The sequence below is a fragment of the Synechococcus sp. R70.1 genome (assembly GCF_047461675.1).
Classification (GTDB): domain Bacteria; phylum Cyanobacteriota; class Cyanobacteriia; order Thermostichales; family Thermostichaceae; genus Thermostichus.
This window is the reverse complement of the sequence record NZ_JANSHR010000026.1, coordinates 82,420-103,988: the sequence shown is the minus strand read 5'-3', so window position 1 is coordinate 103,988 and position 21,569 is coordinate 82,420. Positions and strand designations below refer to the sequence as shown.

Annotated in this window: 29 protein-coding genes and 1 pseudogene; 6 read left to right on the top strand and 24 right to left on the bottom strand. The window is 59.9% G+C overall.

Going from position 1 to position 21,569, the window contains the following annotated elements; all coding sequences use genetic code 11:
* Nucleotides 1–3 precede the first annotated feature (3 nt).
* The 21 genes and pseudogenes from map to rplC all read right to left on the bottom strand — a co-directional run bounded on the left by map (nt 4) and on the right by rplC (nt 11,754).
* The gene (gene map, locus NW807_RS03400) at nt 4–822 is read right to left on the bottom strand and encodes a type I methionyl aminopeptidase (RefSeq protein WP_414425290.1); all 819 of its coding nucleotides are present in this window, start codon (nt 820–822) and stop codon (nt 4–6) included.
* Nucleotides 819–1,400 (bottom strand): adenylate kinase, encoded by a 582-nt coding sequence (locus NW807_RS03395; protein WP_414425289.1) that lies wholly within the window; start codon nt 1,398–1,400, stop codon nt 819–821. Before NW807_RS03395 ends, map begins: the two co-directional genes overlap by 4 nt.
* A complete protein-coding gene (gene secY / locus NW807_RS03390; protein ID WP_414394246.1) occupies nt 1,400–2,698 on the bottom strand; it encodes a preprotein translocase subunit SecY in 1,299 nt (432 codons plus the stop codon). The genes NW807_RS03395 and secY overlap by 1 nt, the downstream gene beginning before the upstream one ends.
* An 82-nt stretch (nt 2,699–2,780) precedes the next feature.
* Nucleotides 2,781–3,248, bottom strand: a complete 468-nt coding sequence (rplO, locus tag NW807_RS03385) for a 50S ribosomal protein L15 (RefSeq protein ID WP_414394244.1) — start codon at nt 3,246–3,248, stop codon at nt 2,781–2,783.
* Between the two features lie 9 nt (nt 3,249–3,257).
* Nucleotides 3,258–3,794 (bottom strand): 30S ribosomal protein S5, encoded by a 537-nt coding sequence (gene rpsE / locus NW807_RS03380; RefSeq protein ID WP_414404821.1) that lies wholly within the window; start codon nt 3,792–3,794, stop codon nt 3,258–3,260.
* 18 nt (nt 3,795–3,812) lie between these two features.
* The gene (gene rplR / locus NW807_RS03375; RefSeq protein WP_414394401.1) at nt 3,813–4,181 is read right to left on the bottom strand and encodes a 50S ribosomal protein L18; all 369 of its coding nucleotides are present in this window, start codon (nt 4,179–4,181) and stop codon (nt 3,813–3,815) included.
* 8 nt (nt 4,182–4,189) lie between these two features.
* Nucleotides 4,190–4,735 (bottom strand): 50S ribosomal protein L6, encoded by a 546-nt coding sequence (gene rplF, locus NW807_RS03370; RefSeq protein WP_414404822.1) that lies wholly within the window; start codon nt 4,733–4,735, stop codon nt 4,190–4,192.
* Nucleotides 4,736–4,760: 25 nt separating this feature from the next.
* Entirely contained in the window at nt 4,761–5,171 is a 411-nt protein-coding gene (gene rpsH / locus NW807_RS03365; protein WP_414394238.1) for a 30S ribosomal protein S8, read from the bottom strand.
* A 55-nt stretch (nt 5,172–5,226) separates the two neighbouring features.
* Nucleotides 5,227–5,769 (bottom strand): 50S ribosomal protein L5, encoded by a 543-nt coding sequence (gene rplE / locus NW807_RS03360; protein ID WP_414394236.1) that lies wholly within the window; start codon nt 5,767–5,769, stop codon nt 5,227–5,229.
* Between the two features lie 48 nt (nt 5,770–5,817).
* Entirely contained in the window at nt 5,818–6,216 is a 399-nt protein-coding gene (rplX, locus tag NW807_RS03355; protein WP_414394234.1) for a 50S ribosomal protein L24, read from the bottom strand.
* Nucleotides 6,216–6,584 carry a 50S ribosomal protein L14 gene (rplN, locus tag NW807_RS03350; protein ID WP_414404825.1) on the bottom strand — a complete coding sequence of 123 codons (369 nt, stop codon included), beginning with the start codon at nt 6,582–6,584 and terminating at the stop codon, nt 6,216–6,218. Before rplN ends, rplX begins: the two co-directional genes overlap by 1 nt.
* Nucleotides 6,581–6,832, bottom strand: coding sequence for a 30S ribosomal protein S17 (gene rpsQ / locus NW807_RS03345; protein ID WP_414394231.1), 252 nt, complete (start codon nt 6,830–6,832; stop codon nt 6,581–6,583). The genes rplN and rpsQ overlap by 4 nt, the downstream gene beginning before the upstream one ends.
* The gene (gene rpmC / locus NW807_RS03340; RefSeq protein ID WP_414394229.1) at nt 6,832–7,068 is read right to left on the bottom strand and encodes a 50S ribosomal protein L29; all 237 of its coding nucleotides are present in this window, start codon (nt 7,066–7,068) and stop codon (nt 6,832–6,834) included. Before rpmC ends, rpsQ begins: the two co-directional genes overlap by 1 nt.
* Before the next feature lie 15 nt (nt 7,069–7,083).
* On the bottom strand, nt 7,084–7,560 hold the full coding sequence (rplP, locus tag NW807_RS03335; protein WP_414425288.1) for a 50S ribosomal protein L16: 477 nt from the start codon (nt 7,558–7,560) through the stop codon (nt 7,084–7,086).
* 44 nt (nt 7,561–7,604) lie between these two features.
* On the bottom strand, nt 7,605–8,348 hold the full coding sequence (rpsC, locus tag NW807_RS03330; protein WP_414394225.1) for a 30S ribosomal protein S3: 744 nt from the start codon (nt 8,346–8,348) through the stop codon (nt 7,605–7,607).
* A gap of 32 nt (nt 8,349–8,380) precedes the next feature.
* Complete coding sequence (gene rplV / locus NW807_RS03325) at nt 8,381–8,752, bottom strand: 50S ribosomal protein L22 (RefSeq protein WP_414394223.1); 372 nt, start codon at nt 8,750–8,752, stop codon at nt 8,381–8,383.
* Nucleotides 8,753–8,777: 25 nt separating this feature from the next.
* The gene (rpsS, locus tag NW807_RS03320) at nt 8,778–9,059 is read right to left on the bottom strand and encodes a 30S ribosomal protein S19 (RefSeq protein WP_414394222.1); all 282 of its coding nucleotides are present in this window, start codon (nt 9,057–9,059) and stop codon (nt 8,778–8,780) included.
* A gap of 72 nt (nt 9,060–9,131) precedes the next feature.
* Nucleotides 9,132–10,016 carry a 50S ribosomal protein L2 gene (gene rplB / locus NW807_RS03315; RefSeq protein WP_414425287.1) on the bottom strand — a complete coding sequence of 295 codons (885 nt, stop codon included), beginning with the start codon at nt 10,014–10,016 and terminating at the stop codon, nt 9,132–9,134.
* Nucleotides 10,017–10,032: 16 nt separating this feature from the next.
* A complete protein-coding gene (locus tag NW807_RS03310; RefSeq protein WP_414359244.1) occupies nt 10,033–10,332 on the bottom strand; it encodes a 50S ribosomal protein L23 in 300 nt (99 codons plus the stop codon).
* A gap of 136 nt (nt 10,333–10,468) precedes the next feature.
* Nucleotides 10,469–11,098 (bottom strand): annotated as a pseudogene (gene rplD, locus NW807_RS03305) (50S ribosomal protein L4); the annotation flags it as partial.
* 11 nt (nt 11,099–11,109) lie between these two features.
* Complete coding sequence (gene rplC, locus NW807_RS03300; RefSeq protein ID WP_414394218.1) at nt 11,110–11,754, bottom strand: 50S ribosomal protein L3; 645 nt, start codon at nt 11,752–11,754, stop codon at nt 11,110–11,112.
* 381 nt (nt 11,755–12,135) lie between these two features.
* Between rplC and NW807_RS03295 the strand changes: the two genes are divergently transcribed.
* Nucleotides 12,136–14,136, top strand: coding sequence for a hypothetical protein (locus tag NW807_RS03295; protein ID WP_414425286.1), 2,001 nt, complete (start codon nt 12,136–12,138; stop codon nt 14,134–14,136).
* A 126-nt stretch (nt 14,137–14,262) separates the two neighbouring features.
* Nucleotides 14,263–14,823: a hypothetical protein gene (locus tag NW807_RS03290; protein ID WP_414411292.1), complete on the top strand. Its 561-nt coding sequence runs from the start codon at nt 14,263–14,265 to the stop codon at nt 14,821–14,823.
* Here the strand turns inward: NW807_RS03290 and metK are convergent.
* Nucleotides 14,803–16,062: a methionine adenosyltransferase gene (metK, locus tag NW807_RS03285; protein ID WP_414410313.1), complete on the bottom strand. Its 1,260-nt coding sequence runs from the start codon at nt 16,060–16,062 to the stop codon at nt 14,803–14,805. The two genes, NW807_RS03290 and metK, sit on opposite strands and share 21 nt — an antisense overlap.
* A 336-nt stretch (nt 16,063–16,398) precedes the next feature.
* On the opposite strand from metK, the gene cobO reads away from it, so the two are divergent.
* Nucleotides 16,399–17,064, top strand: coding sequence for a cob(I)yrinic acid a,c-diamide adenosyltransferase (gene cobO / locus NW807_RS03280; RefSeq protein WP_414394212.1), 666 nt, complete (start codon nt 16,399–16,401; stop codon nt 17,062–17,064).
* An 11-nt stretch (nt 17,065–17,075) separates the two neighbouring features.
* Nucleotides 17,076–18,452 carry a cobyrinate a,c-diamide synthase gene (locus NW807_RS03275; RefSeq protein ID WP_414425285.1) on the top strand — a complete coding sequence of 459 codons (1,377 nt, stop codon included), beginning with the start codon at nt 17,076–17,078 and terminating at the stop codon, nt 18,450–18,452.
* Between the two features lie 98 nt (nt 18,453–18,550).
* Here the strand turns inward: NW807_RS03275 and NW807_RS03270 are convergent, their stop codons facing one another.
* Together NW807_RS03270 and NW807_RS03265 are read right to left on the bottom strand one after the other, a co-directional pair.
* A complete protein-coding gene (locus tag NW807_RS03270) occupies nt 18,551–18,916 on the bottom strand; it encodes a response regulator (protein WP_414394208.1) in 366 nt (121 codons plus the stop codon).
* A 216-nt stretch (nt 18,917–19,132) separates the two neighbouring features.
* Nucleotides 19,133–20,065, bottom strand: coding sequence for an NAD(P)H-dependent glycerol-3-phosphate dehydrogenase (locus NW807_RS03265; protein ID WP_414425284.1), 933 nt, complete (start codon nt 20,063–20,065; stop codon nt 19,133–19,135).
* Nucleotides 20,066–20,193: 128 nt separating this feature from the next.
* Here NW807_RS03265 and NW807_RS03260 point away from each other — a divergent pair, with 128 nt between their 5' ends.
* Entirely contained in the window at nt 20,194–21,099 is a 906-nt protein-coding gene (locus NW807_RS03260; protein WP_414394204.1) for an alpha/beta fold hydrolase, read from the top strand.
* Between the two features lie 78 nt (nt 21,100–21,177).
* The gene (gcvH, locus tag NW807_RS03255; protein ID WP_414394202.1) at nt 21,178–21,567 is read left to right on the top strand and encodes a glycine cleavage system protein GcvH; all 390 of its coding nucleotides are present in this window, start codon (nt 21,178–21,180) and stop codon (nt 21,565–21,567) included.
* The last annotated feature ends 2 nt before the right edge of the window (nt 21,568–21,569 follow it).

Below are 21,569 nucleotides of genomic sequence, written 5' to 3'. Positions count from 1 at the left end.
TCTCTAGGACTGAAAGGGGGTGCGATCTGTCAAAATCTCAGCGCCGGCCTCGGTAACCAGAATGGTGTGCTCAAACTGGGCCGACCAGGAGCCATCCACTGTTACCACCGTCCAGCGATCCGGCAACACTCGCGTGGCCTCTCCCCCCGCAGTGACCATTGGCTCAATGGCCAGCGTCATGCCGGCGCGAAGCTTGGGATTGGGCAGCTCAGGGGTGCGGTAGTGAGGAAACTGCGGCTCTTCGTGTAAGTTGCGACCCACGCCATGGCCAACGTACTGCCTCACCACGGAGTAGCCCCGCTCCCGCACATAGTCTTCAATGGCGCCTGAGACATCTTGCAGCCAGACCCCATGGCGAACGTGCTCGATGCCTACCTGTAGGGCTTGGGCCGCTGTGTCGATGAGGTCGCGGGCGGCATCGCTGAGGGGCTCTAGGCCAATGGTGATGCAAGAATCCGCATGCCAGCCTTCCACCATGGCGCCAAAGTCCACCTTGACGATGTCTCCTGGCTGCACCACTTTGCGGGGGCTGGGGATCCCATGCACCACTTCATGGTTGATGCTGACGCAGACGCAGGCGGGAAAGCCGTAGTAGCCCTTGAAGCTGGGCAGGGCATTTAACTCCGCTACCCGCCGCTCAGCGTAGGCATCGATGTCTGCGGTTGTCCAGCCCGGCTCCAGGCGCTCGGCAATTTCCTGCAGCACCTGGGCCACCACTCGCCCAGCCCGCCGCATCTTCTCCACTTCCCGGCGAGATTTGATCTCACCAAGCTGCAGGCCTCGCCGCAAAGATCCCAGCCCCGGCTTGCTGGCCTTGGTCATGCCGTCCTCCTACAGCTCTCCAAAAGGGCCTGTAGGTGCTGCTGGACCACTTCCATCGGCTGGTTGCCGTTAATCCGCCGCAAACGGCCCTTAGCCTCGTAAAAGTCGATTAGGGGAGCGGTTTGCTGCCGATACACCTGCAAGCGTTTGAGGATGACGGCCTCATCAGCATCGTCGCTGCGCCCTTGCTCCTTGCCGCGGGCCAACAGCCGCGCCACTACCACCTCGTCGGGCACTTCTAGGTTGAGGACGTGGTCGTAGTCTTGCCTCAGCTCCTGCAGCAGCTCTTCCAAAGCCTCTGCCTGCGCCAAGGTGCGGGGAAAGCCGTCCAGGATCCAGCCCTGCTCCGGCGACTGCTGCAACTGGCCTCTGACCATCCCAATCAACACCTCGTCGGGCACTAGCTCCCCTGCATCCATGTACACCTTGGCCTGCCGTCCCAGCGGAGTCTGGGCTTTGACCTCTGCCCGCAGCAGATCGCCTGTAGAAATTTTGAGTGTGTGGTAGATGGCTGACAGCCGCTCTGCCTGCGTACCCTTGCCTGCTCCTGGCGGTCCTAAAAAGATTAACCTCAGCACTACTGCTTGACCATCCCTTCGTAACGCTGCGAAATGACGTAAGTCTGGATTTGCTTGGAGGTTTCAATGGCTACCCCCACCAAAATGAGCAGCGAGGTGGCTCCCAAGCCTTGGAAAGTGGTAATGCCGGTTGCCCGCTCTACTGTCGTGGGAATAATGGCCACCGCACACAAAAACAAGGCCCCCAGCAGTGTCAGCCGGTTGAGGATCCCTTCGATGTACTCAGCCGTGGCCTTGCCAGGACGCACGCCTGGAATGCTGGCACCCAGTTTCTTCAAGTTCTGGGCCAGTTCTACTGGATTGATAATCAAGGAAGCGTAGAAGTAGCTGAAGAAGAGAATGAGCAAGAAGTAGAAGGGGATGTAAAACCAGGAGGTAGGGGAGAGGAGGTTGGCCACCTGAATTAAGGCTGGGCTCTGCGTATACTGGGCCAAAGCCCAAGGTAGAGACAGCACCGAGTAGGCAAAGATGATTGGCATCACCCCCCCCTGGTTAAGCCGCAGGGGCAAGTAGCTCTTCTGCTCGCGGAACAGCTTGTTGCCCACCTGGCGCTTGGCGTAGATGATGGGAATTTTGCGGCTGCCCTCCTGGACAAAGACAATGCCGACAATGGTGGCTAGGAAAACAGCCGTCAACACCAGGATACCCCCAATCGTGCTGCTGTCGGCGCGAACCAGGCTAATGGTTTGACCCAGGGCGCGCGGCAACGTGGCAACAATGTTAACGAAGATCAACAGCGACGGCCCACTGCCCACCCCCTTCTCCGTGATCATTTCCCCCAGCCACATGACAAACATGGAGCCTGCTGCCAGCGCCAGGGTGGTGGAGGCCATAAAGGCCAGCTCGTTGCTGGTATTGGCAAACTCCCGCACCCAGAAGGAGATGCCAATGCCTTGGATGATGGCCCAGAGAAGGGTGACGTAACGGGTGTACTGGGAAATCTGTCGCCGGCCCTGCTCCCCCTCGTTTTTCTGCAGGTTCTCCAAGGCTGGGATGGCTGAAACCAGCAGTTGCATGATAATCGAGGCGTTGATGAAGGGCAGGATGCCGAGGGCAAAGACCCCCAAGGCAGAAATGCCGCCCCCCGAGAAGATATCCAGAAAGCCAAACACTGGGCTGTTGGCCGCCTCAGCAGCAAAGCGAACTCGGTCAATGCTGGGGATGGGAATATAGATGCCCAGCCGCACCAACAACAACAAGCCCAGGGTCAGGAGCAGACGGCTGCGCAGGCCCGAGGCCATCGCCATCTGCATGAAAGTCTCTTGAGCGGAGGGAGTAGAGCCTCGTGTGTCAGCCATAGATTTAGCAAAGAGCCAGGTGAGCTACTTACCACTCTATGCTGCCGGTGGGGAAGTCGGCAAAACCAAAATTGCTGCTAACCTAGGAGCGAGCGGGCCGGGATCCCACAATCTCTACTCGGCCTCCGGCGGCCTCCACTTTGGCTTTGGCCGAGGCAGTAATGGCAGCAGCCCGGATGGTCAGGGGCACGCGCACTTCCCCGTCCCCTAAGATCTTCAGCGGGCCGTCGTTGGTGGTCACGATCCCCAACTCCATTAGGCTTTCTAGAGTCACCTCGCTGCCAGCAGGCAGGGTTGCCAGAGCGCGCAGGTTAACCAGGGTGTACTGCGGGCGACGTACGTAGCGGGGGAAATGCTTGAGCTTGGGCAACCGCCGGTAGAGGGGTGTCTGACCTCCCTCAAAGCCTGGTCGAGGGCCTCCTCCGCTGCGGGCTTTTTGGCCTCGCATTCCCCTGCCGCAGGAACCTCCCTGACCAGCAGCAATACCACGGCCCAGCCGCCGCCGCCGCCGCTTCGAGCCTGGTTGGGGGCGAATATCTTCCAGTCGCATACTAACCTCCTACTGACTAAACAGGCGGCGCACGTCGATCCCTCTATCTTCAGCTACCTGTTCAAAGGTGCGCATCCGCCGCAGGGCGTCAATGGTGGCACGGGCGTTGTTGAGAGGGTTTCTGGAGCCTAGCTGCTTGGCCAAGGCATTGCGCACCCCTGCTAGTTCTAGAACGGCGCGCACCGCCCCCCCAGCAATGACCCCTGTGCCAGGAGCTGCCGGCATCACCAACACGGTAGCCGCACCGCCAGAGCCTCGCATGGGGTGGGGTACCGACAAGCCCTTGGTCAGGGGCACCTCAATCAAGTGCTTTTTGCCGTCTACTACTCCCTTGCGCACTGCTCCGAGCACATCGTTGGCTTTGCCCACGCCAACCCCCACCTGTCCACGCTCGTTGCCCACTACAACCACCGCGCGAAAGCTCAGCTTTTTGCCGCCCTTGACCACTTTGGAGACGCGTCGGATCTGGATAACCCGCTCCTGCCACTCGCCGGTTTGTTCTTCGCGGCTCTTCTTGCTTCTGCGAGGTTCTTTTTGCTCAGCCATATGCCGTTTTCTCAGAAACTAGAACTGTAGGCCTGCTTCTCGGGCAGCTTCTGCCAGGGCCCGAACCCGTCCGTGGTAGAGCTTGCCGCCGCGGTCGAAAACGACTCGAGAAATGCCTGCCTGTAGAGCTCGCTGAGCAACTGCACGTCCTACAATCGCAGCAGCCTCTCGGGTAGCTGTGCCAACCCCTTGGAACGCTCCCCGCAGCTCTCTGTCCAGGGTGGAGGCAGAAACCAGAGTACGTTGGGCTACATCGTCGATCACCTGAGCATAGATGTGGCGGTGGGATCGAAACACAGCCAAACGGGGCCGCTCGGGAGTACCGGAAATCTTGCGGCGAATGCGGCGATGGCGGCGTTGGGTTGTGAGTTTGCGGTTGGCTTTTATTTTCATGGCTATTTCTTCCCTTTGCCGGACTTACCTGCTTTGAGACGGATTTGTTCCCCGAGGTAGCGAATCCCTTTGCCCTTGTAGGGCTCGGGCGGACGCACAGCTCGAATGCGGGCTGCTGTATTGCCCACCAGTTCTTTGTCGATGCCCGAGACCACGATGACGTTGTTGCCTTCTACCGAAATTTGGATCCCGGGCGGGAAAGGGATCTCCACGGGGTGGCTGTAGCCGACGTTTAGGATCAACTTGTTGCCCTGCGTGGAAGCTCGGTATCCCACGCCCACCAGTTCCAGCCTGCGCTCAAATCCCTTGGATACTCCATCGACCATGTTGGCAATCAAGGTGCGGCAGAGGCCGTGCAGTTGGCGGGCCGGGCGAGACTCGTTGACCCGACTGACTAGGAGTCTTTGGTCTTCTTGACGCACGGCAATCAAGGGAGGCAAGGTGCGCAGTAGCTGCCCCTTTGGGCCTTTGACCGAGATCTGTTGACCCTCGATGTGAACCTCAACCTTGGGGGGAAGGGGAATGGGGCGTCTGCCAATACGAGACATGGAGGCACTCCTGACCAGAGAAACCTTAATAGACGTAGCAGAGCACTTCGCCGCCGATGCCCCGCTTGCGAGCCTCCCGGTCGGTCATGATGCCGCTGGAGGTGGAGATGATGGCAATTCCAATTCCTCCCAGCACCCGGGGCAGTTCTTTATGGCCGCAGTAAACCCGCAGGCCAGGCCGGCTTACCCGCTTGAGGCCATTGATGATGGGTCGGCGGTCTTTGCCTTTGCCTTTGTACTTCAACTGCAGCACAATCCGCGCTTGGATCCCTTCTCCCTCCTCCTTCCAGCTGCTGACAAAACCTTCCTCGTGGAGAACGCGGGCAATGCTGCGGGTCATGCGCGTGGCCGGAACCGCCACCGATTCGTGCCGAGCCATAGTGGCATTGCGAATGCGGGTGAGCATGTCGGCAATCGTGTCGTTGGTGTGGGCCATGGGTGGGTTAGTGCTCCTGGGAAGATAGTTGAGGGAATTGTGGGTAGGGGTAAGCCTAAGAGGCAAAGGGCATGCCAAACTCCCTAAGCAGGGCACGGCCCTCTTCGTCGGTCCTAGCGGTGGTGACAATGCAGATGTCCATGCCTCGAATCTGGTCAACGGCGTCGTAGTTGATTTCGGGAAAGATCAGTTGCTCGCGAATTCCAAGGGTGTAGTTGCCGCGCCCATCAAAGGATTTGGGGTTGACGCCGCGGAAGTCGCGAATGCGGGGCAAAGCCAGGTTGATGAGGCGATCCAAAAACGCATACATCCGCTCCCGCCGCAGGGTTACCATCAGGCCAACGGGCATGCCCTTGCGGATCTTAAAACTGGCAATGGCCTTCTTGGCGCGGGTAATTACAGGGCGTTGACCAGTAATGGCGCTAATTTCTGCAATGGAAGATTCCAGGGCCTTGGCATTTTGGGAGGCCTCTCCCAAGCCGCGATTGATGACAATCTTCTCCAAGCGAGGCACTTGGTGGATGTTGGTGTAGCCCAACTCCTTTTGCAGCTTGGGAACGATGACCGTGTGGTAGAGGACTTGCAGACGTTGGGGCATGGTAAGTTCTCCTTCCTGCTCTGGGCTGGGTCAGAGCTCTCGAAATCTCTAGTCAAGGATCTCGCCGGTTTTCTTGAGAACGCGGACTTTGCGGCCATCGGCGGTAATTTGGTAGCCGACCCGGCTGGCAACCTCGTGCTTTTTGGAATAAAGCATCACCTTGCAGGCGTGGATGGGGGCTTCTTTGGTCTCAATCCGGCCCTTTTCGCCTTCCCGTTGGGGCTTGCGGTGGTAGGTAACGATGTTAACTCCTTCCACCAAAACCATGTTGCGTTCAGGAAAGACCCGCAACACCTCGCCGACTTTGCCTTTGTCGTCACCCGAAATTACCTGGACGAAGTCCCCTTTTTTGATGCGCATCTTATAGCGCAGACTGTTGCGGTGCTTGCGAACGCCAGGTTGGCGGAGAAGTCGTCGGATTTGGCTGGGCTTAAGAGGGCGAACCATTACAGGACCTCCGGCGCAAGCGAGATGATCTTGGTAAAGTTTTTCTCCCGCAGCTCGCGGGCTACAGGGCCAAAGACGCGGGTTCCCCGGGGGTTGCCATCGTTGTTGATGATCACGGCAGCGTTGTCGTCAAAGCGGATGCAGGTACCATCAGGGCGGCGCACCGTGTCCACCGTGCGGATGACAACGGCCCTGACCACATCGGATTTTTTAACTGGCATGTTGGGCAGAGCCTCTTTAACAACACCAACAATCACATCCCCCAGGCTGGCATAGCGACGGCCGCTGCTGCCCAGGACGCGGATGCACATGAGCTTGCGGGCGCCGGTGTTGTCGGCTACCGTGAGCATGGTTTGCTGTTGAATCATAGCTTCTTCATCTCCCGTAGGATCTCAACCACCCGCCAGCGTTTGGTACGGCTGAGGGGACGGGTTTCGACGATGCGCACCAGATCCCCTTCTTGGCAGCGGTTTTCCTCGTCGTGGGCTTTAAACTTTTTGGTTTTGACGACGATTTTGCCGTACTTTGGGTGGGCAACCCGGTTTTCTACGGCAACAACCACCGTCTTTTGCATCTTGTTGCTGACAACAACGCCAATCTTTTCGCGAGCAGGCATTACTCCTCCTTCTTGACCTGAGTTGAGGGCAAGGATTTGCCACGTTTGCGCTCTGCCTCCACGGTCAGCAGTTGAGCTAGCTTGTGCTTGCGCAGGCGAATGAGGTGGGGTTGAGTAAGCTGCCGTGTGGCTTGCTGCAGACGCAACTCGAACAGCTCTTTTTTGACGGCGTAGATCTCTTGGGCCAATTCTTCGTCTGATAGGGCGCGTGCATCGGCAATTTTGGGCATGGGCATGGTAACTTTCCTCCTCTAGCTAGCGCTAGCTGCTACTTCCGCGGCTTCTGCAGTTGCTTCCTGAGCAGGTTCTGGTTTCTCAAAGTCAGCTTTGGTTACAAACTTAACTTTGATGGGAAGCTTGTGAGCGGCCAGGCGCATGGCCTCCCGGGCTGTTGCTTCAGGAACTCCCCCCATTTCAAAAAGGACGCGGCCTGGCTTGACGACGCAAACCCAGTACTCGGGGTTGCCTTTGCCGGATCCCATGCGGGTTTCGGCAGGCTTCCGGGTAACGGGCTTGTCGGGAAAGATGCGGATCCAGATCTGGCCTCCCCGCCGAACGTAGCGGCTCATAACCCGACGGCTGGCCTCGATCTGTCGTGCGGTAATCCAAGCGGGCTCTAGGGCCACAAGGCCATATTCCCCAAAGCTGATGCGGTTGCCACGGGTTGCCTTGCCCTTCATGCGCCCACGCTGCTGCTTGCGGTATTTGGTTCGTTTGGGGCTTAACATGGCCGCTCCTTGAGTAACTGCAGTAGGGGTTCCGCTCTTGGCCCTCAGACCTTGGCTGAGCGGTCTTCAAAGGTAGGCCGCCGCCGTTGCTGCCGACGCTTGGCCGGCTGCAAGGAAACTTTGGGTTCGAGACTTTCTTGGCCAGGAAGGATTTCTCCTTTGAAGACCCAGACCTTGACCCCAATGACGCCATAGGTAGTCTGAGCAACGCGCTCGGCATAGTCAATGTCTGCCCGCAGAGTCTGCAGAGGGATCCGGCCTTCCCGCGTCCACTCGCTGCGAGCAATCTCAGCACCGTTCAGCCGCCCGGCAACTTGAACCTTGATCCCTTGCACGCCAGCCCGCTGGGCTCGTTGGATAACCTGGCGGACAATGCGACGAAAGGCAATCCGCCGCTCCAACTGCTGGGCAATGTTTTCCGCCAACAACGTTGCCTCCGCATCAGGACGGGTAACCTCGACTACATTGATGCGGATGGTTCTATTGGGGCTGCCGCGCAGGCTTAGCTCTTTTTGCAAGCCCTGGCGCAGCTCTTCAAGGCCGGACCCGCCACGGCCGACCACGACACCCGGTCGTGCAGCTCGGATTTCCAGGTCGATCTGATCGGCTTTGCGCTCAATCTGAATGTCAGCTAGACCAGCGTTGCTCAACTTCTTGGTTACATAGGTGCGGATGAAATCGTCCTCCTGCAGCAGGGCTGGGTAGTGAGCTGGGTCGGCAAACCAGCGGCTGCGGTGTTCCTTGATAATGCCGAGGCGCAAGCCGAAAGGGTGGATCTTCTGGCCCATGGTACGCGGTTAAAGGGTAGAGGTCGGGAAATTTAGGGAGCCGTCTCCGCCTTAGCTTCTAGAGGCCGGACAGCAATGGTGATGTGGCAGGTGCGCTTGCGGATTGGGTAGGCCCGGCCCTGGGCGCGGGGGCGATACCGCTTCAGCGTCGGCCCCTGGTCAGCGTAGGCTTTGCTGATGACAAGATTGCGGGGATCCAGGCCGTTGTTGTGTTCAGCATTGGCTACCGCTGAGCGCAGCACCTTGCGCACCGGCTCGCAGGCAGCGTAAGGCATGAACTCCAGCAGAATTAAGGCATCGGCATAGGTGCGCCCCCGGATTTGGTTGAGGACGCGCCGCACCTTGTAGGGAGACATGCGAACGTAACGGGCTACCGCTTTAACTTCAGGGGAAGGATCGGCCATGGCGTTCTCCTCTTCCTTGCTGAATTCAAGAGCGGGCAGCTTTCTTGTCGCTGCCGGCGTGGCCGCGGAAGGTGCGGGTGGGGACAAACTCCCCCAGCTTGTGACCCACCATCTGGTCAGTGATGTAGATGGGCACATGCTGCTTGCCGTTGTAAACGGCAATGGTGTGACCAATCATCACAGGGAGGATGGTGCTGGCCCGCGACCAAGTTTTGATCATTTGCTTCTCATTGCGCTCGTTGAGCTTCTCGATTTTGCGAAGCAGCTTGGCATCTACAAACGGACCTTTTTTAAGAGAACGTCCCATAGGAGTTTACCCCTCTAACACCTTGGTTCAAGCTCAAGCAATTCGGTAGGCAGCAGGTGGCTGGCCTGGCTGCTACTGCACCGCCATCCCGCCCTTGTCCCGCTGCCCACCCCGACGGCGACCGCGCACGATAAACTTGTTGCTGGGCTTGTTGCGCTTGCGGGTTTTGTGCCCCAGGGTAGGCTTACCCCAGGGGGTAACGGGAGTACTGCGGCCAATGGGGGCTTTTCCTTCCCCACCGCCGTGGGGGTGATCCACAGGGTTCATTGCTGAGCCCCGCACGTGGGGACGGCGACCCAGCCAACGGCTGCGTCCCGCCTTGCCGAGGCTGATGTTGTTGTGGTCCACATTGCCTACTTGACCGATGGTGGCATAGCATTCCCCTCGAATCATGCGAACCTCGCCCGAGGGCAGCTTTAGGGAGACGTACCTGCCTTCCTTGGCTACCACCTGGGCGCCAGTTCCGGCAGCGCGAACAAGTTGTCCGCCGCGGCCGGGATAGAGCTCGACGTTGTGGACCACCGTCCCCAGGGGGATCCGCTCCAAGGGCATGGCGTTGCCCACCTCGAAGGGAGCTTCAGGCCCAGCCATGATCGTGGCTCCCACCTGGATGTGGCGAGGGGCAAGGATGTAGCGCTTCTCGCCATCGGCGTACTCCACCAAGCAGATGCGGGCGCTGCGGTTGGGATCGTACTCGATGGTCTTGACGGTGGCCGGGATCCCGCGTTTGTCGCGGCGGAAGTCGATGATGCGGTAGAGCCGCTTGTGGCCGCCGCCCCGGTGACGGCAGGTGATAACGCCGCGGTTGTTGCGGCCTTTCTTGCGGTGGATAAATTGCAGCAGCGACTTCTCCGGTCGAGGTCGCTTGCCGTTTTCATCCCGCGACAGCTCCTCAAAGTTGGAGACTGTCATGTGGCGGGCGCTGGGGGTGTAGGGTCGGAACGTGCGAATGCCCATGGCTCAACCAGGAGTGCTAGGTTTCAGGGAAGAGGACGATGGAATCGCCTTCGGCCAAAGTTACCACCGCTCGCTTGGGACGGCTGCGGTAACCCACAAAACGACCTACCCGCCGCTGCTTACGGGGCAGCTTCAGGGTGTTGACGGAAGTAACCCGTACTCCAAACATTTCCTCAACAGCGGCCCGGATGAGCGGCTTGGTGGCGTTGGGCATCACTTCAAAGACGTATTTGCGCTGCTCCATCAAAGCCGTCGTCTTCTCGGTAATAACGGGGCGCAACAGGACATCAGCCAGAATTCGCTTGCTCTCCGTCATCGTCCTCCTCCTTTTCCCCTGCGGCTTTCGGCTTCTTCTACGGCTCTTCTTGTTCAACTGGCTGAGCTTCTTGCTCTGCGACCTGAGCCTGATCCTCAAGAGGATTGGCTTGGTCTGGAGCGGCGGCTGCTGCGCCGGATCCCCAGCGGGCTTTGAGTTTCTCTAGGGCAGAGGTGGTGATTAGCACCCGATCGACCTTGAGCAGATCGAAGACGTTGAGCTGATCTAGCCCAATGAGCTTGACGCGGGCAATGTTGCGCACAGCTCGCTCCACCATTTCCGAGCGCTCGGCAACAATCAGCAGAGCCGATTGATCCTCTCTCACTCCCCAGCGCAGCAGAGCTTGGGCCATAACGCGGGTCTTGGGCGGGTTAAGCTGATCCTGGAAATCCTCCACCACGATTAGGTCTTCCACCCGGCCTTGCAGAGCAGTGCGCAGCGCTAGCTGGCGCTCTTTGCGATTCATGGCCAGGTTGTACTCCCGCTTGCGGGGGCCAAAGACTACCCCACCCTTGCGCCAAAGAGGAGAGCGGATGGAGCCAGCGCGAGCCCGCCCGGTGCCTTTTTGCCGCCACGGCTTGCGCCCTCCGCCGCGCACTTCAGCCCGCGTTTTGGTGTGGGCATTGCCCTGGCGGGCGTTGGTCATCTGACGGCGCAAAGCTAGGTAGAGAACGTGACTAGCCGTCTCGGGGCGAGCCACCTTGAAGCTCAGCTCCGCGCTGCCTACGGTTTCCCCTTGCCAATTCTTCACCACACAACTTGCCATGGCTCCCTCCGCTAGAGTCTCTTGCCCACCTGTTTGGCAGGGGTGATCTCCAGTAGCCCTCCCTCCACGCCGGGGACTGAGCCTTTGATTACCAAGAGATTCCGCTCCGGATCCACCTTCACCAACTCCAGCTTGCGGATCGTGACGCGGCGACCGCCCATCCGGCCAGCCATACGCAGTCCTGGAAACACGCGGCCAGGCCTCGTGCCAGCGCCAATGGAACCCGGCCGGCGGTGGTTCTTGGAGCCGTGGGACATGGGGCCCCGGCCAAAGTGGTGCCGCTTCTGGTAGCCGGCAAACCCCCGCCCGATAGAGGTGCCAGCCACGTCCAGTAACTGACCAGGAGAGAAGATCTCAACAGTGATCTTCTGCCCCAATTGGTAGGCTTCTGGCTGGTCGACCCGAAACTCGCGCAGGTAACGCAGCAGCTCCGTCACTCCCGCTTTGCGCAAGTGGCCGCGCTGGGCTCGCGTCAGGTGCTTCTCTGTGGTGGGCCAGTAGCCTAACTGCACCGCGTTGTAGCCGTCCGTGGCTTGGGTTTTAATTTGGGTTACGGTGCAAGGCCCGGCCTGCACGACGGTCACGGGAATGGCCAACCCTTCCGGAGAGAAGATCTGGGTCATGCCAACTTTTCTTCCAAGGATGCCAAGCGCCACAGAAACCTCCTCTCAAGCCTGCGCGGCTTGCTTTGTTGCTTTCACAGCTTGCAACCGGTTCCCTAAGCCAAATCCAGGCAGTAGGCGCGGCGGCAGAAAACCTAGGATAGCGAAGACTGCCTGCCCAGGCAAAAAAGCCGTAGAGAGGGAGCGCCTGTACCCCCAACGCTCCCGCAGCGCCAATAGCGCTGCCCTTTTTGCCTAGTGACCTTGACGCCAAACTGCTTCTAGGGGCTGCTCAGACTTGCCTGCAAAGAGGCAGTATCTGTACTAGCAGCACGCTAAGTTGCCTAGAACCGTTGTTGCTGCGGGCGGATTCAATTGACAACAGTACTACATCATAATGAGGTGACAGGCTGCTTGTCTAGGTTTTGCTAAAAAATGGGTTCAGCACCTGGGAAAGCCACGCTGGGAGACAGAGAGTTTCAGAGCGTGATGGGGTGGGCGCGCAGTGGGCTGACCCAGGCTTGCGTGGATCGCTACTGGCATTTGCTGCAGGCCGGGGCCAATCCGGCGCGGATCTTGTTTTTGGTGCGTAGCCGGCGGCAGAGGGCGGAGGTGCTGCGGCGCCTGCAGGCGCTCAGCTCGGGTTTGGTGGGCCCGTGGCGGGTTGAGACGTTTTTGCAGCGGGTGGGGCGTGCTTTGGCTGAGTATTGGCCGCAGGTATGCGCTCGCGTTCCCCAGTTGCCGTGTTCGTTTGAGCCTGTGCTTCTGGCTAAGGATCTCACTCAGTTTCTCTGTGGGCGAGTCTGTGCGTTGTGCCCGCGGCACGGGGAGGTCTTTGCGAATATTGGGCTGGACGAGTTCCAGATTTGGGATCAAGTTAGCAGCGCTGCCTATATTGCCGGAGCTTCTGGCTTGACGGCAGAAGCGGTGGGATCCCGGCTAGCGGCAGCTTGGCCGGAGAACAGGGATCCGGCCCGGGCAGAGGCCCTGGGAGCGCTGGGCTGCTGTGTAGAGCGACTATGGCAGGCGGGGCTGCAGTTGGGAGCGCTGGATTTTGGCCTGCAAATTCGTCTGTTTCAGGAGCACATCCTGCCCTTGGCGGAGTTTTGGCAGGAGTGGGATCACCTCATCGTGGATCAGGCGGAAGACAGTTGCGCGGTGGCGCTGGAGTTCTACCGCCAGGGGCAAGCCCACCTGCAGAGCCAATTCTTCAGCTACACCCTCGGCAGCGGGATCTCTTTGACGGCGATCCCGGAGGCAGTAGCCTGCTTTCTCCTGGAAAACACCCAGGTTCGGTTCCCAGAAGCCAGCTCCTGTAGCGCAGCCGGCCTGGTTCGCTTGGGGCTGCAGATAGCGCGGGCTGTGGCTCCCCAGCTTTCCTCTCGGCTGCCAGAACCACCGGCAGGGAGGCTGCCGAGGGTGGAAGTGCTGGAGGGAGAAACCCCCTTTGCGGCCCTAGAGGCTATGGTTGCCCAAATCCGACAACTTTTGGCAGCAGGGATCCCTCCCTCTCGCATCGCCGTCCTCCTGCCTCGCATGGATGCCGGAATAAGTCTAAGCCTCCAGGAGCAGTTGCCGGAGGTCTTGCCCATTGCTCCCTTCCCCGCTCTTATCCGCTACCCCCTGGTGCGGGCTCTCCTGACAGCAGCAGAAGTGGCCCATCCCCACTGGGGAGCATTTCCCACCTTGCCAGCCTGGCGGCTGCTGCTCAGCAGCGTGTTGGATCTGGATCCCATTCGAGCAACGCTGTTGGCTGAAGATACCCTGGACCCGGTAGGACGTTCCCTGCGGCCCAAAACCGCCGTGCGGCAGCCAGAGCGGGTGGGCTTTGCCAACTTGGAGCGCTACCAGAAGCTGTTGGATTGGCTGCGCAGCTACCGGCCTGGGCCTTCCTTGGCAGCTTTCTTCCAGCGCTTCTTTGCCGAGCACCTGGTCACTGCTTCCCCTCAGGATCAAGAGCTGCTGCAGTTGCTAACGGATGCAGCCCAGCGATTTCGCCGCGCCTTTCCTACAGCAGGGGATCCTGCCTTTTTGGCCATGATTCGCTCGGGACAAACCCCTAGCAACAGCCGCTTTGAGCCCGACTACTCCCGCTACCTGGTGGTAGCCACGCCAGCGGCCTACATCCATCGCGGCTTGGAGGCCGACTACCAGTTTTGGTTTGACATCACCAACCCCAGCTGGTCCCCCTCTCTCTGGCGCGGGCTCTACAACAGCCATGTGCTGACACCGGAATGGGATGGGGGAGTTTTCGATGCGGCTCGGGATCGAGAGGCACGCCAGCAAGTCCTAGCTCGCACCCTGCTCAACCTCTGCTGCCGAGCACGGCAGGGCCTGTGGCTGGTGCGCTCCACTTTTAACTACCGCGGCGAAGAGAACACCGGCACCCTAGACTTGCTGGTGTTGAAGGCGGCAAAAGGTACGGCTTGCTCCTAGGGGCGGGACTGGGTCAGGTGGCTGACCTGCGGCTGGGTAGCAGGGGACAGACGGGGGTAGTTCGAGCACTTCCTCACTGCTTTTGGGTTAGCTTTGGGGTGAGTTTCCTGGCGCTAGGAGCGGCCGATGGATTCCGCCACCTTTTTGGAGCGCTACGGATTCGAGCTGCAGGGTCAGACAAGCCAAAGGTGGGTAGAGCGCTGGAGCAGGCAGTTCCCAAGCCCTTGGATCCCAGCCGCTTTGCTGGAGGCCCTCTACCAAGGTCGCTACAAGGCCACGTCCGTAGAGCAGATCCTCCGCCTCTGGCAGCGCCGCGGTGCTCCCCACCTCACCTTTCCCCCGGAAATGAGCCGATCCCTGTGGCGAGAACAAGAAGAGCTGATCCGCTCCTTGAGTCCAACTGCCGCCAGCTTCCTTGTCCGACCTCCTTCACCTCTTTCAGCCTCCTCTGGCAAGGGATCCCGCTTTGCGGAGGAAGCTGCCATTTCCCTTGAGCTGTTGTTAGCAGAGCTGCAGGACCTTCCCCCCAAGCTCCGCCACCTGCTCCGGGAGCTGCAGCCCGCCTCCCTTGCCTGCGAGTCAGAGCTCTCGGTTACCTTGGAGCTCCAGCCTGTCGACTCTCCTGCTCCTGCTTCCCTGAAAGAATCCCAGGTTTCTCCCTCTCGCTCAGGGCAGGGCGACACTTGAGCTGGAGAGAGCTTCCTCGCGCAGCAGGTCGGCTTTGTCGGTGCGCTCCCAAGGCAGGTCCAGATGGGTTTGCCCGAAGTGGCCGTAGACGGCTACATTTTGGTAGAAGCGTCCCCCTCGCTGCCGGGGTAGCTCCTGCAGTTGAAAGTGGGCCAGAATAGCTGCTGGCCGCAGGTCGAAGTGGCGCTGCACCAGCCGCAGAAGCTCCTCGTCAGGGATGCGCCCTGTGCCAAAGGTTTCCACCAACAGGTTGATGGGCCGAGCCACTCCAATAGCGTAGCTGACCTGTACCTCGCATTTCTGGGCCAGGCCGGCAGCCACGATGTTTTTGGCAACATAGCGGGCGGCGTAGGCCGCGCTGCGATCCACTTTGGTGGGATCCTTGCCGGAGAAAGCGCCACCCCCATGGCGGGCATAGCCCCCATAGGTATCGACGATAATCTTGCGCCCTGTCAGGCCGGCATCCCCCTGGGGGCCGCCGATGACGAATTTGCCAGTGGGGTTGGTGAGGAAGCGGGTATTGCTGTCTGGTTTGATGGGCAGCTCGGCAAACACAGGCTTTACCACCGCCTCCCAGAGATCGGCGCGGATGCGCTCTTGCACTGCCGTCTCTTCCGTAATGTCGCCGATGGTTGGCGTGTGCTGGGTGGAGATGAGCAGGGTGTGGATGCCCACTGGACGCCCCCCCTCATAGGCTACCGTTACCTGGGTCTTGCCGTCAGGGCGAAGATAAGGCAGAGTACCGTTCTTGCGAACCGTAGCCAACTGGCGGCTGAGGCGGTGAGCCAAGCTGATGGGCAAAGGCATCAGTTCGGGGGTCTCGTTGCAGGCAAAACCAAACATCAAGCCCTGATCGCCAGCTCCCAGCAGGTCGAATTCATCTTCCCAGACGGTGCGACTTTCCAGTGACCTGCTCACCCCTTGGGCAATATCGGGAGATTGCTCATCGAAGGCTACTAGCACCGCGCAGCTGTCTGCAGAGAAGCCATTCTCGGCATCGGTATAGCCAATTTCGGTCAGCTTGTCCCGCACCAAGCGCGTGAAGTTGACATGCGCCTTCGAGGTGATCTCCCCCGTGAGGATCACCATGCCCGTGCTCACCACTACCTCTGCCGCCACCCGGCTGGAGGGATCTGCCGTCAAGAGGGCATCCACAACGGCATCGGAGATCTGATCGCAGATTTTGTCGGGATGCCCTTCTGTCACCGACTCGGAAGAAAACAGGAATGACTTGGACAAGGAACCTCTCCTCAAGACGAAACCCACCCACGCTGGCAGAACCCGCCTCTGGGTTCATCTGCAGCAAGGCATGCCCAGCCTTACTAATATACCCCCCTCAGCCAGTGAGGATCTGCTTCAGCCGCTCGCCATTTTTGCCACCACTTGGTGGACGGGGTAGCCCTGGGGAAGAGCACCCCAAAAAGCCAACTGCTCCAGCACCGCCCGGAGGGATCCCCCCAGCTCTGTCAAAATCCTAATCCAACAGCGGCAGCTCTCGGAAAATCTAGAAAACCGGAAGCCGAATTCGGAGTCTGGCCTGCTAGAGTGCTCCTACAAGTCCTTGCCGCTGCAACCATGACCCACCCTTTTCCAACCGCCCCCAACCCTGAACTGGAAGCCGAGCGCAACTGGCAGCATCGTCAACGAATGCAGCGCCGCCAGCAAATCCAGCGGCAACGCCTGGCAGGCATGCGTGACAACAAAGGCTTAGTTATCGTCTATACAGGTCAGGGCAAGGGCAAAAGCACGGCGGCTTTTGGTACTGTCTTGCGCGCCCTCGGCCAGGGCTTATCGGTGGGGGTGGTGCAGTTCATCAAAGGGGCCTGGGATCCAGGCGAAGCCAAACTGTTGCGCAAGTTGGCTGCCCATCCCGAACTGGGGCTGGGAAAAGTTGCCTTTTATGCCATGGGGGAAGGCTTTACCTGGGAGACCCAGGATCGCGAGCGGGACATTGCCTGCGCCCAGGCAGCCTGGGAAAAGGGGCGGGAGCTATTTGGCAGCGGCGAGTACCACCTGGTGGTTTTGGATGAGATCAACGTTGCCCTTAAGCTGGGATATCTCTCGCTGGAGCAAGTGCTGGCTGGCCTAGCCGAAAAACCTGAACGGGTGCATGTGATCCTCACTGGGCGAGGCGCACCGGCAGGGCTAATTGAGCGAGCTGACCTGGTAACGGAAATGGCCTTGGTCAAGCATCCCTTTCGCGACCAAGGGATCAAAGCCCAAATGGGTATCGAGTTCTAGCCCTTGGACAAATGGCGATCCTGCTGGCAGCAGCGGCAAGCGGCAGTGGCAAGACCACCGTCACGTTAGCCCTGTTGGCTGCGCTCCGGCGGCGGGGCCTGCGCATCCAGCCCTTTAAGGTGGGGCCCGATTACATCGATCCCCTGTTCCACACGGCAGTGGCCGGGATCCCCTCGCGCAATTTGGATCCCTTTTTAACCGACGAGGACTTTGTGCAGCGCTGCTTTCGCTACCACTGCCAGGACAAAGATGGGGCAATTGTAGAAGGCGCGATGGGCCTCTTCGATGGGCGAGGGCCCGGATCCCTGCCCGGCGGGACAGAGCCTTCCTGGGCTAGCAGCGCCCATGTGGCTCGCCTGCTGGGGATCCCGGTGGTGCTGGTCATCGACAGCAGCGGCATGGGAACGACGGCGGCCGCCCTGCTCTACGGCCTAAGCCACTTCGATCCCCGCCTGACTATTGCCGGCGTCATCTTCAACCGGGTGGCCTCAGAGCGCCATGGCCAGATGTTGCAGCAGGCAGCAGCAGCCGTGGGGATCCCGGTTTTGGGACAATTCCCCCGCCGCGAGGACTTGCGCCTGCCCAGCCGCTACCTAGGGCTGGTACCCGTCTCAGAACTGGCTGGCTTCTCCCGCTGGCAGGAGGCCTGGGCTGAGCTGGCGGAGCAACACATAGATTGGGATCAGCTTCTGCCCCTAATCCGCTCACTACCGCCGGCAGTGGGGGAGCTCTGGCCAGGGATCTGCCCCCTTGCAACGCCCGTGCAGGTGGCAGTGGCCCGCGATGCCGCCTTTAACTTCTACTACGCCGACAACTTAGATCTCCTGCGGGCTTGGGGGGCAGAGCTATTGGAGTACTCCCCCCTGGAGGTAGGGCTGTGGCCGCCGGATCCTTGCGATGGCCTGCTCTTGGGGGGCGGGTTTCCAGAACTGTTTGCCGCAGCCCTCTCTGAAAAAATAGCCCAGCAAACTCCGCCACCCATCCACCCCCCCCTCTATGCCGAATGCGGCGGCTTGATGGTACTGGGAAAGTCCCTCACCGATTGGGACGGGAAGACCTACCCCATGGCCGGCCTATTGCCCATCAGCGTGGACATGGGCGAGCGGCTGTACCTGGGCTATCGCGAGGCTAAAGTCCTGCGCCCCACCCTCCTGGCACCGGCTGGGGATCGCCTGCGGGGACACGAGTTTCACCGCTCCCGCAGCAGCCCCCCCTGCCCAAGCCCAGTCTACGCTTGGGGATCCCCGCCTCAGCAGGAAGGCTGGGCCAATGAGCGCTTGCATGCTTCCTACCTGCATCTCCACTGGGGATCCCGTCCCGATCTCGCAGCGCGGCTACTCCAGAATTTTTTGAGGGTGGCTAGAAACGCTCTTGATCCCCCGTTGTAGAGAGGTTTTTCCCTGTCAGGGAGGCTGGGGAGAGGAATTAGCTGTGCTCCCTTCTGTTGCTAGGGGGAAGCAGTGGGGACGAGGCTGCTAGCAACAGTTTAGGTGAGGTGGGCAGCAATTGCGTCCAGGAGGTGGTTTTGATCAATGGGCTTGGTGAGGTAGGCGTTGGAACCAAGTTGTAGCCCTTGTTCCACAGCTTCTCGAGAAGTCTTGGAGGAGAGAAAGACAAAGGGGATGTGGGCTGTGGCTTGATCCCATCGCACAGCATCCAGCACGGCATAGCCGTTGAGCTTGGGCATGACTACATCGCATAGCACCAAGTCTGGCAGGAGGGCGCGCACCATCTGCAGCCCTTCTTCCCCGTCTCTAGCTGCCAACGTATCGTACCCAGCTTGCCGCAACACTTTCTGCAGGTAGGTGCGGATAGAGGGATCATCCTCGATCACCAAGATGCGTTTAGCCATGGGAGGTTGTGAAAAAGCAGGAGACACACACCGCTCAAGCCAAGCTCTGGCTTCCCCGAACCTCTGAAATCCAGGTTGATGCGAGAGCAGTTAGGAGGGCTACAGAGGCAGTATAGGGAAACTTCGGAGAGAAAAACTCCGCCAAATGGCTCATTCTGGGAAGACTTGCGGTTATTCCAGGTAGCTCAAGCTCTCTTTCCCCTCAGGGAGAGGAGCTCATTCCGAGGTGAGTTGTCGCTCCATCAGGCGGGAAAGGGCGGCAGCGGGGGTGGTCTGCCCTTGCAGCAGCCGATGCACCTCCTGGGTGATGGGCACCTGGATGCCGTGCTGGGCGGCGATCTGAACCACCACGGGAGCAGTGTAAACCCCCTCGGCGGTTCCCTCGATCTCGGCCAACACCTGGCCCAGAGGTTTGCCCTGGCCCAAGCCGTAGCCTACACGGTAGTTGCGGCTTAAAGGACTGTGGCAGGTGGCTAGGAGATCCCCTAGCCCTGAGAGGCCGTTGAAGGTCTCAGGCCGCGCCCCTAGGCGGGATCCCACCCGGATCATCTCGGCCAAGCCGCGGGTAACCAGGGCAGCCCGAGCATTGGTGCCCAGTTGCAGCGCGTCGCACACCCCCACAGCAATGGCAATAACGTTCTTGAGAATACCCCCTAGCTCCACCCCTAGAGGATCGCTGCTGGTGTAGAGGCGAAAGCGCTCGGAGGCAAGGGCATGCTGCACTTGCACTGCCGCCTCGGGATTGTGGCTGGCCACCACTGCAGCTGCTGGCAAACCCTGGCGAATCTCAGCGGCCAGGTTTGGCCCGGAGAGCACCACCAACGGATGAGTAGGGAAAGTGGCTGCCCAGATCTGGGCTGGTGTCAAGAGCTGCAGGGGATCCAACCCCTTGGTGGCCGAGACCAGAATGGCTTGGGGGGGGATCCCCACCTGGCGCACGGCCTCGACCACGGGGCGCACGCCGGCCATGGAGACTGCCGAAATAATGATGTCCGATCCCCGGACTACCTCTTTGAGATCCCAGCCTTTGCGCCGATCCCAAACCTGCACCCAGTGGCCCCGAGCCTGGGCTAACAGAGCCAGGGTACTTCCCCAGGCCCCCGCCCCTAGAAGGGCAATCCTCTGGGGGGATGGTGTAGAAGCTTTCATCCAAACTTTCCAGCCGCAGCTTCTTTCCCAGAATGCCGCTTGCCCCAGCCCCTGAAAAAGCCCCCGCCAGAGAGAGAACGTTAGTATGGTTGGATACCAACTAGAGGTTTGGCCTAAGAGCAGAGACCATGGCAGAAGCAGGGATCCAACGCCTTCCTGCTGAGGTGGCCGCCCGGATGGGGAGCTGGCGGCACGGCTATGCCCTGACCAATGGCATTCAACTGCACTATGTCACCCAGGGGGAAGGGGAGCTGGCAATCTTGTTGCATGGTTTCCCAGAGTTTTGGTATTCCTGGCGGCACCAGATCCCGGTGTTGGCGCAGCGGTTTCGCGTCGTGGCACCTGACCTGCGCGGCTACAACGACTCTGACAAACCGGATTACGGCTACGACCTGGACACCCTCACCGAGGATGTCCGCGGCCTGCTAGCCCATTTTGGGGCCAAAAGCGCGGTGGTGGTGGCCCACGACTGGGGAGGGGCTATTGCTTGGCACTGGGCGCAACTTTTTCCCCAGGAGATCCGCAAGCTGGCCGTGCTCAACTCTCCTCACCCCGCTTGCTTTCGCCGGGAGTTCCTGACCAATTTGGACCAGATGCGCCGCAGTTGGTACCTGTTTTTCTTCCAGTTGCCCTGGCTGCCAGAGTGGGTGTTGCAGTGGAACCTCGAGGAGTGGGTGCGGCGCATTTTTCAAGAGACCTCGGTGCGCAAAAGCGCCTTCACCCGCCACGACCTAAAGGTTTACCAAGAGGCCCTTGCCAAGCCCAAGGTGCTCACCTCTGCCCTCAACTACTACCGCCACCTGTTTAGCCTGCCCACTCTGCAGAACCTGTTTTTGCAGCCCCTGCGGCCGATCTTCGCCCCCACCCTGCTTATCTGGGGAGAAGAAGACTTTGCCCTTAGCCGCGAGCTGACCGAGGGAATGGATCCCTTCTTCCCCAACGGCCTGCGCAAGGAGTACATCCCCGAGTGCGGCCATTGGGCGCAGCAGGAGGCGCCCCAGACTGTGAATCGGCTGCTCCTAGAGTTTCTCTAGTCCTCCCGCCTGAGAGAGCTTTACCGCCCTCAGGGATTGCCCTAGAATAGTCCACTGGATTTAAGCGGGGAAAGTGGCATGGCCCTGGAGTACCCACCCGATCTGCGCTACGTGGACACCCACGAGTACATCCGGGTTGAGGATGACATTGCGGTGATTGGGATCACGGCCTATGCCGTCGATCAGCTGGGGGATATCGTCTTCGTCGGCCTGCCCGAGGAAGGGACAGAAATTGAAAAGGGGGAGAGCTTTGGCTCGGTGGAGTCCGTCAAGGCCGTAGAGGATCTGTATGCCCCTGTCTCGGGGGAAGTGGTGGCGGTAAACAAAGCGGTGGTGGACAGCCCAGAGAGCATTGCCGACGATCCCTATGGAGACGGCTGGCTAATCAAGGTGCGCATGACCAACCCGGAAGATCTTGACGACACGATGAGCGCGGAGGCTTACGCCAGCTTGGTGGAGGGATCCTAAGC

What these genes read in the sequence shown, in the direction of transcription:
- map (WP_414425290.1), bottom strand. Translation starts at nt 822, where the DNA reads ATGACCAAGGCCAGCAAGCCGGGGCTGGGATCTTTGCGGCGAGGCCTG.
- secY (WP_414394246.1), bottom strand. Translation starts at nt 2,698, where the DNA reads ATGGCTGACACACGAGGCTCTACTCCCTCCGCTCAAGAGACTTTCATG.
- rplO (WP_414394244.1), bottom strand. Translation starts at nt 3,248, where the DNA reads ATGCGACTGGAAGATATTCGCCCCCAACCAGGCTCGAAGCGGCGGCGG.
- rpsE (WP_414404821.1), bottom strand. Translation starts at nt 3,794, where the DNA reads ATGGCTGAGCAAAAAGAACCTCGCAGAAGCAAGAAGAGCCGCGAAGAA.
- rplF (WP_414404822.1), bottom strand. Translation starts at nt 4,735, where the DNA reads ATGTCTCGTATTGGCAGACGCCCCATTCCCCTTCCCCCCAAGGTTGAG.
- rpsH (WP_414394238.1), bottom strand. Translation starts at nt 5,171, where the DNA reads ATGGCCCACACCAACGACACGATTGCCGACATGCTCACCCGCATTCGC.
- rplE (WP_414394236.1), bottom strand. Translation starts at nt 5,769, where the DNA reads ATGCCCCAACGTCTGCAAGTCCTCTACCACACGGTCATCGTTCCCAAG.
- rplX (WP_414394234.1), bottom strand. Translation starts at nt 6,216, where the DNA reads ATGGTTCGCCCTCTTAAGCCCAGCCAAATCCGACGACTTCTCCGCCAA.
- rplN (WP_414404825.1), bottom strand. Translation starts at nt 6,584, where the DNA reads ATGATTCAACAGCAAACCATGCTCACGGTAGCCGACAACACCGGCGCC.
- rpsQ (WP_414394231.1), bottom strand. Translation starts at nt 6,832, where the DNA reads ATGCCTGCTCGCGAAAAGATTGGCGTTGTTGTCAGCAACAAGATGCAA.
- rpmC (WP_414394229.1), bottom strand. Translation starts at nt 7,068, where the DNA reads ATGCCCATGCCCAAAATTGCCGATGCACGCGCCCTATCAGACGAAGAA.
- rplP (WP_414425288.1), bottom strand. Translation starts at nt 7,560, where the DNA reads ATGTTAAGCCCCAAACGAACCAAATACCGCAAGCAGCAGCGTGGGCGC.
- rpsC (WP_414394225.1), bottom strand. Translation starts at nt 8,348, where the DNA reads ATGGGCCAGAAGATCCACCCTTTCGGCTTGCGCCTCGGCATTATCAAG.
- rplV (WP_414394223.1), bottom strand. Translation starts at nt 8,752, where the DNA reads ATGGCCGATCCTTCCCCTGAAGTTAAAGCGGTAGCCCGTTACGTTCGC.
- rpsS (WP_414394222.1), bottom strand. Translation starts at nt 9,059, where the DNA reads ATGGGACGTTCTCTTAAAAAAGGTCCGTTTGTAGATGCCAAGCTGCTT.
- rplB (WP_414425287.1), bottom strand. Translation starts at nt 10,016, where the DNA reads ATGGGCATTCGCACGTTCCGACCCTACACCCCCAGCGCCCGCCACATG.
- NW807_RS03310 (WP_414359244.1), bottom strand. Translation starts at nt 10,332, where the DNA reads ATGACGGAGAGCAAGCGAATTCTGGCTGATGTCCTGTTGCGCCCCGTT.
- NW807_RS03295 (WP_414425286.1), top strand. Translation starts at nt 12,136, where the DNA reads ATGGGTTCAGCACCTGGGAAAGCCACGCTGGGAGACAGAGAGTTTCAG.
- NW807_RS03290 (WP_414411292.1), top strand. Translation starts at nt 14,263, where the DNA reads ATGGATTCCGCCACCTTTTTGGAGCGCTACGGATTCGAGCTGCAGGGT.
- cobO (WP_414394212.1), top strand. Translation starts at nt 16,399, where the DNA reads ATGACCCACCCTTTTCCAACCGCCCCCAACCCTGAACTGGAAGCCGAG.
- NW807_RS03275 (WP_414425285.1), top strand. Translation starts at nt 17,076, where the DNA reads ATGGCGATCCTGCTGGCAGCAGCGGCAAGCGGCAGTGGCAAGACCACC.
- NW807_RS03270 (WP_414394208.1), bottom strand. Translation starts at nt 18,916, where the DNA reads ATGGCTAAACGCATCTTGGTGATCGAGGATGATCCCTCTATCCGCACC.
- NW807_RS03265 (WP_414425284.1), bottom strand. Translation starts at nt 20,065, where the DNA reads ATGAAAGCTTCTACACCATCCCCCCAGAGGATTGCCCTTCTAGGGGCG.
- NW807_RS03260 (WP_414394204.1), top strand. Translation starts at nt 20,194, where the DNA reads ATGGCAGAAGCAGGGATCCAACGCCTTCCTGCTGAGGTGGCCGCCCGG.
- gcvH (WP_414394202.1), top strand. Translation starts at nt 21,178, where the DNA reads ATGGCCCTGGAGTACCCACCCGATCTGCGCTACGTGGACACCCACGAG.